Origin of the sequence: Arthrobacter psychrochitiniphilus (assembly GCF_003185915.1) — a bacterium.
Lineage (GTDB): Bacteria > Actinomycetota > Actinomycetes > Actinomycetales > Micrococcaceae > Specibacter > Specibacter psychrochitiniphilus.
In genome coordinates this window covers 13,367-26,948 of record NZ_QHLZ01000017.1, presented here as the reverse complement: position 1 = coordinate 26,948, position 13,582 = coordinate 13,367, and the positions used below count along the sequence as shown (strand labels likewise).

12 protein-coding genes are annotated in these 13,582 nt (G+C 56.3%); 8 read left to right on the top strand and 4 right to left on the bottom strand.

Annotated elements, in window-relative coordinates:
* Window positions 1–687 precede the first annotated feature (687 nt).
* The 3 genes from CVS29_RS17320 (at window position 688) to CVS29_RS19320 (ending at window position 2,213) form a co-directional block, all read left to right on the top strand.
* Window positions 688–1,332, top strand: a complete 645-nt coding sequence (locus CVS29_RS17320; RefSeq protein WP_110107790.1) for a hypothetical protein — start codon at window positions 688–690, stop codon at window positions 1,330–1,332.
* Entirely contained in the window at window positions 1,329–1,874 is a 546-nt protein-coding gene (locus tag CVS29_RS17315; protein WP_110107788.1) for a hypothetical protein, read from the top strand. The genes CVS29_RS17320 and CVS29_RS17315 overlap by 4 nt, the downstream gene beginning before the upstream one ends.
* A 129-nt stretch (window positions 1,875–2,003) precedes the next feature.
* A complete protein-coding gene (locus CVS29_RS19320) occupies window positions 2,004–2,213 on the top strand; it encodes a helix-turn-helix domain-containing protein (RefSeq protein ID WP_146213107.1) in 210 nt (69 codons plus the stop codon).
* A 578-nt stretch (window positions 2,214–2,791) separates the two neighbouring features.
* Here the strand turns inward: CVS29_RS19320 and CVS29_RS17305 are convergent.
* The 4 genes from CVS29_RS17305 to CVS29_RS19130 form a co-directional block, all read right to left on the bottom strand.
* Complete coding sequence (locus CVS29_RS17305) at window positions 2,792–3,454, bottom strand: tyrosine-type recombinase/integrase (RefSeq protein ID WP_110107784.1); 663 nt, start codon at window positions 3,452–3,454, stop codon at window positions 2,792–2,794.
* Complete coding sequence (locus tag CVS29_RS18285) at window positions 3,384–3,932, bottom strand: hypothetical protein (protein ID WP_146213106.1); 549 nt, start codon at window positions 3,930–3,932, stop codon at window positions 3,384–3,386. The genes CVS29_RS17305 and CVS29_RS18285 overlap by 71 nt, the downstream gene beginning before the upstream one ends.
* 180 nt (window positions 3,933–4,112) lie before the next feature.
* Window positions 4,113–4,331, bottom strand: a complete 219-nt coding sequence (locus tag CVS29_RS17300; RefSeq protein ID WP_211315176.1) for a helix-turn-helix domain-containing protein — start codon at window positions 4,329–4,331, stop codon at window positions 4,113–4,115.
* Between the two features lie 131 nt (window positions 4,332–4,462).
* Window positions 4,463–4,588 (bottom strand): hypothetical protein, encoded by a 126-nt coding sequence (locus tag CVS29_RS19130; RefSeq protein WP_257032351.1) that lies wholly within the window; start codon window positions 4,586–4,588, stop codon window positions 4,463–4,465.
* A 1,303-nt stretch (window positions 4,589–5,891) separates the two neighbouring features.
* Here CVS29_RS19130 and CVS29_RS17295 point away from each other — a divergent pair.
* From CVS29_RS17295 to CVS29_RS17275, 5 genes are read left to right on the top strand one after another with little or no spacing between them, the layout of a single operon-like run.
* Window positions 5,892–7,664: a type I restriction-modification system subunit M gene (locus CVS29_RS17295; protein ID WP_110107782.1), complete on the top strand. Its 1,773-nt coding sequence runs from the start codon at window positions 5,892–5,894 to the stop codon at window positions 7,662–7,664.
* A gap of 26 nt (window positions 7,665–7,690) precedes the next feature.
* The gene (locus CVS29_RS17290) at window positions 7,691–8,917 is read left to right on the top strand and encodes a restriction endonuclease subunit S (RefSeq protein ID WP_110107781.1); all 1,227 of its coding nucleotides are present in this window, start codon (window positions 7,691–7,693) and stop codon (window positions 8,915–8,917) included.
* Window positions 8,917–9,984: a restriction endonuclease gene (locus CVS29_RS17285; protein ID WP_110107779.1), complete on the top strand. Its 1,068-nt coding sequence runs from the start codon at window positions 8,917–8,919 to the stop codon at window positions 9,982–9,984. The genes CVS29_RS17290 and CVS29_RS17285 overlap by 1 nt, the downstream gene beginning before the upstream one ends.
* Entirely contained in the window at window positions 9,977–13,138 is a 3,162-nt protein-coding gene (locus CVS29_RS17280; protein ID WP_110107777.1) for a type I restriction endonuclease subunit R, read from the top strand. Before CVS29_RS17285 ends, CVS29_RS17280 begins: the two co-directional genes overlap by 8 nt.
* Complete coding sequence (locus CVS29_RS17275; RefSeq protein WP_110107775.1) at window positions 13,135–13,575, top strand: hypothetical protein; 441 nt, start codon at window positions 13,135–13,137, stop codon at window positions 13,573–13,575. Before CVS29_RS17280 ends, CVS29_RS17275 begins: the two co-directional genes overlap by 4 nt.
* Window positions 13,576–13,582: the final 7 nt, after the last annotated feature.

Sequence of the window (13,582 nt, the reverse complement as noted above, 5' to 3'; positions counted from 1 at the left end):
GAACCCAAAGGCACTGCTCCCAACGACTTATAGTGGCTGACGGAAGCACTCGAAAACTCGGTACCCATTGTGGGTCAATGAGAGCCAGCGGTCTGCAGCTTGGCACGCTGACGCTGGTCACGTCGAACGATGTATTGGTTTTGATGGTGTCCAAGCTATGGAGTATCTCTAGTGGACGTGCCGGCGATTCGATGGCGCAAGACAAGCTTCTGCCTTTATCGACGAGAAATGATCGTTCCGTTCCATTGCTGAACAAAACCACGGTAGTAACACTTTCGTCTGGTCTGCCTTCGTTCGGCCCCAGACGAATCCTCTGAACTTCTTTCTTCCATCCGGCAAAGAGTTGGCTGGCATGTTGAGGGAACTCGACCTTTGCGACGGACACTTGTCAACGTTGAGTTTTCTACGTCTTTCTAATCCGTCCTTGCCCAAGAATAAGTTCGACGCTAGGGGGTAGCCGCTAATACTGTCGGCCAGACGGTCGCCAACGAAGGCTTAGCGAGGGCAGTATTTAGGGACGTATGAGGCGTGGTCGAGTACTCCTTCGTTCGAATTTTTCACCCACCTTGGACTTGCCTACCATCCATTCCGAGAACAGCCCTTATGCAAGCTCCGCCAGCCATGAAAGATACCAACGCCGATCAGGGAAAACTCAGGTAATCATCAACTGGCTTCTAGGATGGATACGTGACTGAAGAATCTATGGCGTTCTGGACGCTTACGGCAGGAATAGCAACGGCAGTAGGCACATTAGGTCTGGTCGGCGGTGCAGCATGGGCTGGCTGGGTCGCCACCAGTAGCCTGAGGCATCTGCGCAAGGACAGCGCCGCTCAAACAAGACCGTATGTCTATCCGGTTCTTGCTCCCGGCCTTTGGGGTGCGCCATGCTGGGATCTCCAGATCCGCAACACTGGTAAGACTGCAGCTCGTGACTTGACAATTTTTCTGGATGGGTGGCCTGAGAGCGACGATTTGATCACTTTAGGGCTGCGGCGCCTCTTCGAGAAGCCACAAATTGTGCCTCCCGGCGTATCAATTCGTGTCTTTTGGCGAACCGGACTCCCCAAAGGTGTGAAGACCGCCACCGGCCCGCTCTCCGAAAAAGTCAATGGGATACTTGGTGACGCCACGCTGACGTTCACCTACCGTGGCGAAGATCCCGCCGAACCCACCTACACCGACGTCTACGTACTATCTGTTGACCACATCGCGGCAATTACGCCTATGCCTACATCAGGGCCGGATCCGACCTCGAGCCTCGGCGCAGAAGCTAAGAGTATTCATAAAATGTTGCAACGTATTGTATCGGGATTGGGGGAACTAAAAAGATGACCTACCAAATGTGGTGGTCAGCAGGCACCGCAATATTTGTGGCATTCTTCACGACAGTAATCGCACAGTATCTATTTGCGCCATGGCTGGAAGTCAGGAAGCAGATTCTGATATCCCGCGCACTTGAGCGGTCAAAAGTTGCTGACACGGCGCGTCAGCTCGAACAGCATTTGAGAAGCTTGTCGCTTGTGCGCAGTGCGTTCGCAGGAACCACGGGCGAGCTAGCCCACTGGACAACTGCGATGGATAGGTATCGGACCGCGGTCCTGGAGCCGGAGACGGTACTCCCAGCCTTGGCATTCCCAGTAGGCAAGACTCTCAGCAATCTACTGACGGCCGCAGAATGGAGTGTTCGGTTGGTTCACTTCCGGAAAACTCGGGAAAAGGCGCCAGTTGCCGAAGTTTCAGCAATTCTCCAGCAGCTCGCCAAAGCGGTCGACCCGACGCGTTTTCCGCCCAAACGTTGGCATCACGCCCGCCGAGGACTGCAACTATTTCGGAAGCTGATGAAAACCATCGAGGACTACAATTTTGAAGACTAAGACGAGCACTCGTGGTGCGAAGAAGCACGACGGCGAACCGTGCAGCGCCGCTCCGTTGCGGGGTGGGAAGCGTTGTAAGTGTCATGGTTGGGCGAGCTCCTAGCTGTGGGTGGCGGGGTAGCTTGGATCATGACTATAGAGAAGAGATCGCCCACCCTTGCCATTCGCGCCTACACTCCTGCCCAAGTGGCTGATATGTTGCAGGAACCGGTCCGAACGATTGTCGTTCATTGCCGCACCCACGCGCTGAAGGGCGCGTACAAGGCTGGCGGCCGGACGTCACCGTGGCGTATCCCTCCCGCTGCTATTGACCATTACCAGCGCACACGGCCACGGTAGTAGAAATGGCCGCGCAGCATCGTACCGCCCACCGTTTACCCACCGGAAACAGTCGGCAATGCCTGGACATGACCGGGAGCGCCCAGCCATCGTTTTCGGATTTTGTCCCGGAATCTAGGCGCGGATAGGCAACGCTCAACAATGACCGGAAACGCGGATTGCTAATCCTAAGTTCTATTGCCAATCCTAAGTTCTAAGGTCAACAGACTCGCGAGCTCGTCGTCAATAAGGTATCAGCACTCACTACGGGATCGGGGCTGACTGGCTCCACCGAGGTCTCCCAACAGGCCGATACGGCAGTTTCGACCGACTCGCCATAAACGCGCCAGAATCAGCGACAATTGTCGGCTATTTAGTACTCTTCATTGTTGCAGATGAACCTCTAGAACAAAAGGTAATGCGAGGTCTTGACAGGTCGAAATTGCCCTCTCAGCCTAAAGCGGGGGTCGTCGGTTCGAATCCGACAGGGGGCCCAGAAAGCCCGGATTTACAGGGAATTTGGATGCGAGAATGACCCCTATTCGGGGCCATTTTTGCTTAACCTACCGGTAACCTACCGGATTGAGTCACCTCTTTCATCATCTTTCGTCCTCTTGGGTCGGTTCCTGAGGGTCCTCCGGTGGCTCCGAAACTTCTTCGGATGATGGCATTTCAGTGCCACCAGGCTGGTCCTCTTGGCCTGTTTCATGCACGGGCTGAGTCTCGTCTTCGGGCTTGAACGCGTCAGTGACGGACGTCGAGTCCAAGGCCTCATGGATTTCTTCAATGTAATGTTTCTGGGTCATCGAAATCTTGGAATGGCCGGCTTGATACGCTGCCGCCTCGGGGCCCAGGGTTCGCGCGATGCGAGTTGACGTGGCCTTCCTGAAGGTCTTGAAGGTCACCCATTCGTAGCCGGCCCGGTCTGCAACCTTGCGCCAAAGCTTCCCCACATTGTTGGGATCGACAGTTGTTCCCGTCGATGAAGGGAAGATGAGATCGAGAGGATTGGATACTCCCGATTGCTTCTGACGATTGCGGCGTAAGAGGAGCTGCTCCACTAGGAACGCAGGTATGGCAAGATGGCGGACGCCATGCTGAGACTTTGGATGGCCCTGGATCCTGGCGCTGCCTGTCCGCTTTCTAATAACTGTGGCATTGATGAAAACTGTGGGCGGAGTGGCCGTGAGGTCAAGATCGTCCCAGCGCACCGCGAAAAGCTCGCCTGGGCGAACGCCCGTGGCAATGAAGAAGTCCATCATTTCGTGAAGTTCCTGCGTTCGGGGCCGGCCGAGGGTTGGCTCCCGTTCCCAACTCAATGACTTTGGCCCTGAGGTCCCGATACTGCTCTACATCGAGGGCTTTGAGCTTAGATTTCTTGCCGTGTGGAATGGTGATTCCCCTAACCGGGTTGCTCGTGACGGCGTCATGACGAAGGGCTACTTTGAACATCCACGACAGGACGGCGCCGCAACTTCTAGCTGTGGACGGTCCCACGTCCTCAACGAGTCCGCGAATGAAGCGGTCGATCACGCCTGAGGTCGCTTCGCCAATGCGGACTTCCCCGAGCGCCGGCAAAATGTATTTGTTGACGCAGTAGTCGTACTTGTCCTTTGTTCGCGAGGCCTTGTCGGAAGCTTCAAGGCCGGCTAGGAACACCTTCGCGAGTTGCTCGATTTTGTCCCGGGAGTTTACGAGTCCATCCCTCGGTGTCTTGCGGTCAACCAACTTCTGCTGCAAGTTCCTTCGCGCCGAGGCAGAGGAGGCGCCCCGCGCTTCTACATGACGGATTTTCCATCCAAGTCGCGGAATCTGGTGCGGGCCTGCCAGGAGCCCGCACCGAGCCGATGAACGTGGATGGACCCCCAAGCGCCCATGGGGAGGAGATCTCTGGCCATCTGACTTATCTCCAGACTGCCGTTATTCGGGATCAGACCGGAGCGACAGCCACGCCTCGAAGTCCGCTTGGCTGACCCGGAGATGCTTGCCGATCCTGTAGGCGCGTGGCCCGACGCCCCGCGACCGCCACTGGTAGAAAGTCTGTAACGGAATCTGCAGCTCCTGGCAGATCTCGGTTGGGGACAGCCAATGGGTCGTGTCGGAATCGATGCGGCTGCTGTTCTGGGTGTACATGCTCATGTCGGTACCTTCCTCGGGTCCTGCCAACGTCTAAGCGCCAGCAAGCTGGATTCGATACCTAACCTTGGTTGAAGTCGCATTTTACTACATCCGTGCCCATCCCCAGCGACCAGGCATTGCGCGACATCCGTTCAGCGCACGAAGCCCACGACACTCGCCGTCGCATCAACGCGCGCTTCGACCGGCCACTCACGCGCGAGCAACGCGCCGATGAAGAAGAGGTGGCCGAGCGTGAGGACGAGATCGTTGCTGGTCATGGCGACGTGCGCCCCGCCCTTCCAGTTCAGCGTCTTGCGGGCCTTGAGCCCAGGTGAATCAACTGCGGAAGTGGACGCAGCCGAAGCCCACTATAAGCGGTCCCTCCTCACCCGGCATTTTGGGCTAAATCGGAACTAGCCGCGTCTCCTCGCTTGAAACCGATTGGGAGTAAGGTGGTAAGCACAGTATTGGTGGTTGATTGGCCCTGAGCGAGGTCATGTCGCCGACGGGCGGGAGTTCCCACCAGGTAATACAGAACTCATACTTTTGATGGCGCAACGGCCATATTTTAGTATCTTGCGTTGTTGTAATCGCATCATGCAGGAACAGGCCAAAGCGTCCTATTGGCAACCTCGAATGGACCTCCACTTCGCAGGCAGGGGACATAAGCGTTGATAACTGACGATCGTTTTTTAGTGCTCAACATGCTCCGACTTGCGGTTATAGATTTCGTTGGTGTTTGCGCACGGTTGGAATTCCGAGCCTGCAACGCCGGCTGTTTCAGTTCGAATGAAGTACCTGATCGCGGTGCCGGCGTATTTTGAGTGAGTCTGATCGGGTGGATAGCCTGGCCTTGGCGCCACGGGGATGAAAGCTCCGATCTACGTCTCGGGTCGTCTGGATGAGGCGCGACTTCCCTCTGGTGGTGCGGATATTTCTGGCAAGGCATAGCCGGGAATTACAACCTCGGTACTCTGGATCGCGTCGGTTTGATTTGTCCTGGATGAGGCAGAACGATGTTCTGGTTTGACGCTTAGTGGACTGTGGTGCTGGCTTCTAGGGAAGTTCCCCATGGGAACCTCCGCGGTTCCGGTCAGCTTGTTCTGCCGCGGTTCGGCGATGGGCTCGACAACGCCGCCGCTATGAACGTGGTGCACGTCCCCGCGATCATTGCACCGCTCAGAGTGACCCTGTGAGCCGTGGGGCCCAATCTGCGTTTTGAACGCGGAAACCCTCCAACCCGTCCGCCGGAAGACGGAATATGGAATATGCGAGTGTGCACACCGCGGCGCGACACATCGATGCGTCCGCCAACTCACAGACCCGCGTATGACTAAGATAGACCATAAGTTTGGACCTCTGAGAGGAAGCGAGATGTACTCTTTGGGGTTAGGCGTCACACTTAGATTACCGACTGGGTAAACCACGGTTCTCCACGGGGCTTGTGCCCGCCGAAGATCGCTGCCTCGAGTGCTATTCGAAACCTAGCCCGTCGCCCGTGGCAACGGTGAATCGCCCCACCACGGAAGGAAGTTCCGGCAGAATGAGATATGGTTTCATCCGCATAACAGGAGATACAATTTGAGCGACCTTGGGCCATTCATTTGGCAGATTGCGGATCTACTGCGTGGTCCGTATCGGCCCAATCAATATGGCGCGGTCATCCTACCGATGACTATTCTGCGCCGCCTTGATGCCATCCTCGAGCCGACCCGCGACCAGGTCCGTGCCATCATCAAGGAAAACGTGGGCAATGAGAGGCTCATCAAGGCAAAGGTTCGCAATGCAACCGGCCTCACCTTCTACAACACCTCGGATTACCAATTCGCCAAGCCCGTCGAGGGCAGCAAGATGCAAAGCCTTCTGGATGACGCCGACAACCTGCGCGAAAATCTCATACTGTACCTCGATAGCTTTGGCGAGGTAGATGTGTTCCAGCACTTCGACTTCGCTAAGGAGGTCGAGAAACTGGACAATTCCGACCGCCTTCGCTTGATCGTAGATAAGTTTGCTCAGGTAGCTCTGCATCCAAACAAGGTCTCGAACGCCGCGATGGGCGACGCATACGAGTACATCATCCGGAAATTTGCCGAGGCCTCGAACGAGACGTCTGGTGACCACTACACTCCGCGGGACGCCATTCGTCTGATGGTGGACTTGCTTTTCGCCGAGAAGAACGACATCCTCACTGTCCCCGGAAAGATCTGCGACGTCTACGACCCGACCGCCGGCACCGGAGGTATGCTCTCAGTCGCTGAGGAGCACCTGCTCGCTCAGAACCCGGACGCCAATATCCACCTCTTCGGACAGGAGTACAACGAGCAGTCTTACGCCATTTGCAAGTCAGACCTTCTTGCCAAGGGTCAGGATGCCACCAACATCCGATTCGGCGACACGCTGATCGAGGACAAATTTGCAGACCGGGGCTTCGACTTCTGCCTCTCCAACCCTCCATACGGCGTCGACTGGAAGGCCGAGGAACGCGAGGTCAAAGCCGAGCGGGCATCGATGGGTGCCGGCGGCCGGTTCGCTGCCGGACTTCCGAGTATCGGCGATGGGCAGATGCTCTTCCTCATGCATATGGCTCACAAGATGCGACCAAAGGCCGACGGCGGTGGACGCGCCGCCATCGTACTGAACGGGTCGCCTTTGTTCAATGGCGGAGCGGAGTCGGGGCCCTCCGAGATTCGGCGCTGGTTGCTGGAGAACGACTTTGTCGAAGCCATCGTGGCGCTACCTACAAATATGTTCTTCAACACGGGCATCGCCACCTACATTTGGTTGCTCGATAATAGCAAGCAGCCGGAACGTGTTGGCAAGGTACAACTTATCGACGGTACTTCGTATTGGACGAAGATGGGCCGCAATCTTGGATCCAAGAGCCGCAACATCGACGACGGAAAACGAAAGGAAATCGTCAAGCTTTATGATGCGTTCGATTCCGCCGACTCCGCTGTCTCGAAGGTGTTCAACAACGAGGACTTCGGTTACTGGACCATCACGGTCGAACGACCGTTGTTCGACGAAGCCGGAAAGGCATGCACAGACCGCAAAGGCAATCCGAAGCCGGACCCGAAGAAACGCGATACAGAGAACGTGCCCTTCACTTTCGGTAAAAAGGCCACCGGTCAGGGCGAACGCGATGATGTCCTTAAGGAGTTCTTCGATATCAAAATCGCTCCCTACTTGCCCGATGCTTGGGTCAACTTCGAAAGAACAAAGGTCGGGTATGAGATTCCGTTTGGCCGACACTTCTTCGCGAGGGTCGAGCCCCGAACGCTTGACGAGATCGACGGCGATCTTGAGGCGCAAATCTCACTCATGCGAGAACTCTTGCGTGAGGTTGAGGAGTGAAACTCACATCATGGGGCCGTGGCCGAATGAAATGGGACACCAAGATGGTCGCGGGTGGGACTCCCCCAACATCAGACGATTCGTTCTGGCTTGATGGCGACGATCCCCAAGGGGTCCCTTTCGTTGCTATTTCCGATATGAGCCGTCGGACATCCGTCAGGGAGGCTGCAAAGTCTCTCTCCTCTGCGGGCATGAGATCGCGAAACATGCCGGTCGGCAGTCCCGGAACACTGTTGCTTGCAATGTACGCAAGTGTTGGTGAGCTCGCCTTCCTTGATATCGAGGCGACATGGAATCAGGCGATACTGGGGATTACTCCCTGTGACTCTGTCGACCCCCGTTTCCTCGGCTACGTACTGGCAGACATGAAGCAGGATCTCCTGCGTGATGTTCGAAGCAACACCCAAGATAATCTCAATGCAGGCCAGATTGGTGACCTGTGGTTTCAGAAACCTTCGATTCAAATCCAGCGGCAGATCGCAGATTTTCTTGATCTCGAGATCGCATCTATCGACAACCTCATGGTTCAGCAGAAACGACTCGTCGATCTCCTCCGGGAACGGCGTTCAACAGTCATTGATCGCGCGGTCTGGAATGGCCTCGACTCGGACTCGGAACTGACCCCGACTGGGATCGGTCCGGCACCGATTGCTCCCAGTCACTGGCTCCGCCTCCGAAACAAGAACATCTTCAGTGAGGCGGCGAACCTCTCTGAAGACGGTAGCGAGGAACTCCTGACCGTCTCGCACCTGACAGGTATCACGCCGCGTTCCGAGAAGAACGTGAACATGTTCGAGGCCGAAAGTAACGTCGGATACCGAGTCGTACAGCCACGAGACCTTGTCATCAACACTATGTGGGCTTGGATGGGGGCTCTTGGAGTGTCTAGCATCAATGGCGTGGTAAGCCCGGCGTACGGTGTCTATCGCCCGCATTCGGACCTCGATTTCGATCCGAAGTACTTCGGGTACCTCTACCGTTCACGGCCCTACATCGTGGAGATGACCCGTCACTCCCGAGGTATTTGGAGTTCACGCTTCCGCCTCTACCCAGAAGTCTTCCTGCGGCTCAATATTGTTGTTCCTCCTGTAAATGAACAGCAGCAAATCGCAGCCCACCTGGACGAGCAAACTGCCAAAATTGACAGGCTAATCGCTGAAGCAAAAAAAATCGTAGAACTAGCAAATGAGCGCCGCGCGGCGCTCATCACCGCCGCAGTAACCGACAAAATTGACATTAGTGGGGCCGCCTGATGACTGCACGGGTCTTGCGCGCTGGCATCGCCGGCGAGCCGGATCAGTGGGCTGTCAACTATGGCTTCGCCGGTGGTGGATTTCACGAGATTGGGTCGTTGGAGCCCTTCGAGACTAGTGCGGTGATGCAGTCGGCTATGGAGGACGCTTTCAAAGGCGAGCACCCGGGTAAGATCACCAACTACACCGGACAGCTCAACGCTCTGCGCCATAGCGTGAAGGTAGGAGACGTCATCTTGAATCCTCTCAAGACGTCCAGGAAGGTTACCATCGGAGTCGTCCCGAAGGAGTACACATACGAAGACAACGAGCCAGACGCGACCAAGCGCCACCAGATCGGCGTCGACTGGCAACAGACCAATGTTCCGCGCGCCGCCTTCAAGGACGAGATTCTCAATACTCTCAATGGAGCTATGAGCATCTTCCGGGCAGAGCGCGACGAGGCCGAGAATCGTCTCCGAGCTGTTTTCGACAGAGGTGTCGATCCAGGTCTCTACGGCAGGAGGGCAATGAGTACCTCGGCTGCCGCCGCTCAACCCTCTACTGACGACTTCGATGACGTCACAGAGCCGATAGCCACACCGACTATCCAGTCGATCCGTGACCGTGTGCAGACCTATGTTATCGAGAATTCCAGCGGACATAAGCTCACCCACTTGCTCGCGGAAATTCTCCGCACCAAGGGCTTCACCTGCGAGATTTCGCCGGAAGGCCCTGACGGCGGCGTCGACATTCTTGTGGGCAGTGGACCGCTTGGGCTTGGCAAGCCGAAGCTGGTAGTGGAGGTAAAGTCCGCGCAAACTCAGATCAGTTCCCTCGTCGTTCGCGGGCTTCAGAGCGCAATCACTACCAAGGGTGCGAGTCAAGGATTGCTGGTCGCAAGGGGTGGCCTGAACAAGCAGGCTCAGAACGAGATCCGCAATGACAGACTCAAGATTAGGGCATGGGAAGCCGAGCAGGTGCTCGACCAGCTCTTCGAGGCCTACGAATTCATGCCCGGGGCTACTAGGCGTCTGATCCCTCTGAAGCGGGCCTGGGTCCTAGATGAGGAAGACAACGATGGCTGACTACAACGAGCATCAGTTCGAGAAAGAGATCTGTGAGCATCTTGCAGCCAACGGCTGGCTCTACTCTGTCGACGACTCCGGCTATGATCGCGACCGCGCGCTCTTCCCCGAAGACGCGATCGGCTGGCTCCAAGACACGCAACCCGACAAGGTGGACAAGGTCGTCACCGAGTCCGGCAATACCCAGAAACAGACTGACATGCTGCTCGATGCCATCGTCAAGGCACTGGATCTTCCGCTTGGGAGCGGCGGTGGCACATTGAATGTGCTGCGGAGCGGGGCACGGGTCATTGGTGCGGGAAACTTGGTGCTGTTCCAACTCATGCCAGAGACGACTGCGAATCCCAAGCTCGTCGCTTGGTATTCGAAGATGCGACTGCGCGTCATGCGGCAAGTTCATTTCTCGCCGGACCGAAGAGATAATCGCTCCCTTGATCTGGTGCTGTTCGTCAACGGCATCCCAATTGCCACGTTGGAACTCAAGACGGACTTCACGCAGTCAATCGACAATGCGATCGAGCAGTACAAGACACGCTTGTCCAAGGACGCCAACGGCCGCGTGCAGCCGCTACTCGGCTTTGGTACACGTGCGCTCGTTCACTTTGCCGTATCGAACTCCGAAGTCTGGATGACTACGAAACTCGCCGGGCCGAAGACACGGTTCTTGCCCTTTAATATGGGTTACGACGGTGGAAAAGGCAACCCGCCCGCAACGTACGTCGAGGGGAAGGCTGTAACCTCCGCGTCGTCGTACCTGTGGGAAATGGTGCTAGAGCGCGACTCTTGGCTGAATGTAGTCGGGAAGATGATGGTGCTCACCACCAACCAGACGCGCGATCCCATCACGGGACAGGTCATCAGGTCGAAGGACTTGATCTTCCCGCGCTTCCACCAGTGGGATGTAGTTCGCAAGCTCACCGATGCTGTCGTAAATGACGGAGTTGGTCACAAGTACCTCATTGAGCACTCAGCCGGGTCCGGCAAGACCAACAGCATCGCATGGGCGGCGCACCGCTTCGCTCGCCTCCATTCTGAGGACAAGAAGGTTTTCGACTCGGTCATCGTGGTCGTAGACCGTGCTGTCCTGGACGCTCAGTTGCAGGCAGCAATCCGCAATATCGACCCCCGTTCTGACATCGTCGTGACCGTCAACGAGGAGGATATGCGCCAGGCTGGTGCGACCTCAAAATCAGAACTACTCGCCCAGGCCCTGACCAGCGGTAAATTGATCATCGTCGTTACGATCCAGACTTTCCCCTTCGCAATGCAGGCGATCCGCACCAACAAGGGACTCAAAGGCAAGACCTTCGCAGTCCTCGCCGATGAGGCACACTCCTCCCAATCCGGACAGATCGCTACAAAACTGCGCGCCGTCCTTACTTCCGAGGAGATCAGAGAGGTCGAAGAGGGGGGTGAAATTGACATCGAGTCCGTCCTTGCTGCAGAAACCGCCGAGCGGGCGGACAGCAAGAACTTGTCCTATTTCGCCTTCACCGCCACACCTAAGCCCAAGACGCTGGAACTGTTCGGAACCCCCGTGATTGACGGGCCACCCAAAGCGTTCCACCGCTACACGATGAAGCAAGCAATCGAGGAGGGCTACATCCTCGATGTGTTACGCGGCTACCAGACCTACGACTCGGCCTTCAAGATCGCGAGAAACATCAACGGTAAGGATGAAGAAGTCAACCAGTCCGTAGCGACCAAGGAACTCATGCGGTGGGTCAAACTGCATCCCACTAACATCACCCGCAAGGTCGAGATCATCGTCGAGCACTTCAGAGAGAACGTGGCCTGTCTCTTAGACGGTCATTCCAAAGCAATGGTGGTGACGGACTCGCGCAAGGCTGCCGTCAAATACAAGAAAGCCATGGACGAGTACATCACGAAGATGGGCTACGACGATCCAACCAAGAATGTTGCCCACCTCGCCATTGGCACCCTCGTGGCTTTCTCCGGCTCCGTCCAGATGGATGACGACGACGCATGGCAGCCCAGTTGGGGGACAAATGTCGTTCCTTTCACGGAGGCTTCGATGAACCCCGGTACCTACAACCTATCCGAGGCGTTTAAGAAGGACGATTACCGTGTCATGCTGGTTGCCAACAAATTCCAGACAGGATTCGATCAACCACTGCTGTGCGCGATGTATGTCGATAAAGTGCTTTCCGGCGTGACCGCCGTGCAGACACTGTCCCGCCTAAACCGCACTTACACCGCTCCATCGGGCGAGCGAAAGAACAAGACGTTTGTACTCGATTTCGTGAACGGCACCGACATCATCAAAGCAGCGTTTGAGCCCTACTACAAGGGTGCCTATCTCGAGTCAGAAACCGACCCGTACCTAGTCGTCAACCTCGCAACGAAGCTGGCGCAGGCGGGAATCTACACCGAGAAGGATGTAGAGCGGACGACCCAAGTATGGGTGAAACGCGGCGGCAACAATGCGCTCATGGCGGCACTCTCGCAATCGAAACACAACTTCCAGACGCGCTACGAGTCGGCCATCACTCTGGGTGACAAGTCCGCCCGTGACGAACTTGACATGTTCCGCAAGGATGTCGGGACCTACGTACGCATCTACGACTTCATGAGCCAGGTAATCAACTACGGTGACCCGTACATGGAGATGCTCTCGATCTTTTTGCGGCTCTTGGAACGCCTGATCTCCGAGCACGCATGGTCTGCAGAGATCGACCTGTCCGACATCAACCTTGTGAGGATTCGACATGATGGCAACCAGCCGATTGACATCGGGCTCAAGGGTGACGGCGGGCTCAAAGGTGCAGCCCGTGCCGGATCTGCCCCAGTCAAGGACCCTAAGCTAGTAGCTATGAGTACCGTGTTGGAACGCCTTAACGAGCTGTTCGGAGCCGATTCGTTCACGACGGCTGAACGTCAGTCGTTCGTCGAGACACTTGTCGCCAAGCTCCTCGAGAATCAGGTGCTCGCACAACAAGCCCGCGTAAATTCGAAGAAGGCATTTGCGGGCAGCCCAGAGTTCGGAGACGCGGTCACTAGCGCAGTGGCCGACAACCAGTTGGCACACAACAAGATGGCCGATTACTTCTTCATGGACAGCCCTGTCCTGAACGAGATCTTCAACTCACTAGCAGCGCTATTCTATGAGCGCGCGACAGCGGAGGTTGCATGAACGTGTTACCTGCCGGCAAGTCCGTCATTGTACAGTCCATCGGGACTGCTTCGGCCTGGGAATTCTTCCAAAACCATGGTGCGGTTCTCCACCGTAAGACAGATCTGAGCGGCATCACTCATGCCGTCTTCGTTCACCAGGCTGAATTGGTCGAGACCATCCCGTTGGTCCTCGACGCCATGATCGTGCAACTTGATCAGGCGAGTATCGCCAAACGCGCCCTTAGTGACCTGCCTGACGAACGCCTTATCGGGGTCGCACTTATGCAGGCAGTAGCGGAGGGGTTCGCGTACTCAGAGGCGGCCCTATTTATCCTGAGTGGTCCGAGGGATGTTCGGAGTGTCACCGTCACGTTCAAACCGGGGCAAGCAAAAGAAGTCCTCGGAAAGTCAAACCATCCCAATGCTGTCATCAACACACTGGTAGTGAGGGGTTGATGTCTAG